A 2,276-nucleotide genomic window follows, 5' to 3' on the forward strand; every position below is an offset into this window, starting at 1 on the left:
CCCAGGCCTCACAACACGCGCTCCGGAACGTCCCCGCGCACCCCGCTACCCATGCTCATTTGTGAAGGGCCCGTAAACGGGCTCTACCTCCGGCTGTCCGGGGTTGTCATCCTCCAAGTCCAATACAGCGGGCGGGTAAGAATCTTCTGCTGGTGCCCACGCGAGTGCCTCCCGGAAATCCGAGGCACCGATGAACGTGATCTCGCGTCCTCGACGTTCGATGTACTCCCCAGCTTTTCTCTCTTTACCTGTACCCAAAGATGGGTTGTAATTAGCCGGGATACGGTCATATCCGGCCACAATCAAAACAGTTGTCTTGAGGGTCACTCCCTTTTGTGGGATACCACCTACAGCTGCAATGGCTTCGAAAGCATCCCAGCGCGCCATGTCGTCGAGGTCCCCAGTTAGAACGACCATCTGCCCATAAAGTGGGTGGCGTTCATCCGCATCAGCTGAGGGTTGAGGAAGTTCCGAACTCTTGGCTGTCGAGGCCCGATCGTAGTAGAGATGCTGGGCAGTTGATGATGACCGTTTTCGAACAGGCCACAGGTCATCTATGTCGCTTGCGCCGATTTCATTAGCAACATGGATTGCGATCTGCGCACACGCCTCAGCATCCGCAGCTGCATCGTGGTGCTTGAACTTTCGGATACCCACATGAGCAGCCACGGTGGGCAACTTGTAGTTCTCAAGCTGAAGGTGCCTACGGGCGATAACGAGTGTGTCCTCCCACCGCAGAGCTGGAGGCGCAATACCAGATGCGAGACAAGCCGCTTCAAAAGCACCCCGATCAGAACTCACGTTGTGCGCGACCAGTGCAGTTCCTCGACTGAAAGTCTGCAGCCGATCAAGACTCTGCTGCCAGGTAATCCCCTTCTTGCGGACATCACTGGGAAAGATCCCGTGAATGCGAATGTTTCCGGGGTCAAAATCGTCCGACTCCACCCCTGTTGGCGGGATTACCAGCCATGAATCCCGAGCAACCACCATCCCCGATTCGACACGCACAACGCCAACCTGACATACAGATGCGTTGTCTCGATTGGCGGTCTCGAAATCTATGGCGGTGAACTCAAGAGCTGTTGGGGGGTTCATTTAAGGGCCTCACAGGGATCATCACTTTTCGTTCATCCTATGGCCGGTCACTGACACGACGGTGGCGTCGGCAGGCCAAACCACCCGCGCGCCGTCGTCGCCCCGTAGTCACCCCCTCGGAAACACCGCCCGCAACCCCCGCGCCACGAAGAACACAATCACCGGGCACCCGAACACCAGGATGTACAGGATCGGCGAGCCGTAGGCGTCCCCATGTCCCAGGACAAGGATCTGTCCGAAGGCGAAGCAACTCTGCAACGAATGCGAAACCATGGCCGCGGTCATCGAGCCGGTGAGTACGTAGACCAGGCCGAACGCGATGCCGGTGACCATGTAGGCGGCGGCCTCGCGCCCGGTGAGCGAGTCACCCAGGTGCGGCAGCGCAAAAGCGACCGAGGCGACCAGGATCGAAACGACCGCGGCGAGGACGGTGGAGCCGCGGCGGGCGATGGCGTCGTGAATGGGTCGCAGGATCGCTCCGCGGTAGAGCAGCTCCTCACACACCGGGGCCAAGATGACGCTGGCGAACAGAATAGCCACGGCCTGCAGCAAGGGCCCGCCGAGGTTCTGTTCTTCGAAGAAGCGGCTGGGTGCGTCGGCGTTCGAGGGGCCGCCCAGCGCGAGCAGCCAGAAGCTCAAGTGGGAGACCGCAAAGACCACGATCAGGAGCAGTATCTGCTTCCAGGTCAGGGACTTCTTCAACCCGAGATCCGCGCGGGACGGCCAGCGGCGCGCGAGCAGAGCGATGATCCCCAATCCCAGTACAGCGAAAGCGATGAATTGAACCGGCACCAACATGGCCATAGCCGTTTTGTTCTCACCGCCCAGAAACACGGACCCGATGGTAGGGATCAGCGAGCTGATCAGGAGAGCGAAGAAGGCGGGTAGCGCATACCAGGCTTTCCACGTGGTCAGGTGTTCGGCGAGACGGTTTTTCATAGGATCGGGGGCTCCTTCATGAGGGGGGTGCTTCTATGGTTTTCGTCAAGCGGCTAGGGCCACGGTCGGTGGGGTGGGTTCTTGGTAGAAAGATCCGTCGCGCAACATGGCGTAGAGCACATCGGTTCGTCGTCTGGCCAGTGCGATCACAGCTTGGTTGTGGCGTTTACCGGCCCTTCACAGATGAGCGTGGGTAGGCGTCTTCCGCCACGGCCGGTGGCCACCGGCGGCGAGCAGGGCGC

At 59.9% G+C, this 2,276-nt stretch carries 2 protein-coding genes and 1 pseudogene; all 3 read right to left on the bottom strand.

Annotated features, from left to right (window positions below):
• Positions 1-45: 45 nt before the first annotated feature.
• On the bottom strand, positions 46-1,095 hold the full coding sequence (locus tag RF638_RS15910) for an exonuclease domain-containing protein (RefSeq protein ID WP_368842454.1): 1,050 nt from the start codon (positions 1,093-1,095) through the stop codon (positions 46-48).
• Positions 1,096-1,203: 108 nt separating this feature from the next.
• Positions 1,204-2,034 (bottom strand): lysostaphin resistance A-like protein, encoded by an 831-nt coding sequence (locus RF638_RS15915; RefSeq protein WP_368842455.1) that lies wholly within the window; start codon positions 2,032-2,034, stop codon positions 1,204-1,206.
• Between the two features lie 45 nt (positions 2,035-2,079).
• A pseudogene (locus RF638_RS15920) lies at positions 2,080-2,205 on the bottom strand (IS110 family transposase); the annotation flags it as partial.
• Positions 2,206-2,276 lie beyond the last annotated feature (71 nt).

It is taken from the genome of Kocuria sp. CPCC 205235, from assembly GCF_040980905.1.
Taxonomy (GTDB): domain Bacteria; phylum Actinomycetota; class Actinomycetes; order Actinomycetales; family Micrococcaceae; genus Kocuria; species Kocuria carniphila.

What these genes read in the sequence shown, in the direction of transcription:
- RF638_RS15915 (WP_368842455.1), bottom strand. Translation starts at nt 2,034, where the DNA reads ATGAAAAACCGTCTCGCCGAACACCTGACCACGTGGAAAGCCTGGTAT.
- RF638_RS15910 (WP_368842454.1), bottom strand. Translation starts at nt 1,095, where the DNA reads ATGAACCCCCCAACAGCTCTTGAGTTCACCGCCATAGATTTCGAGACC.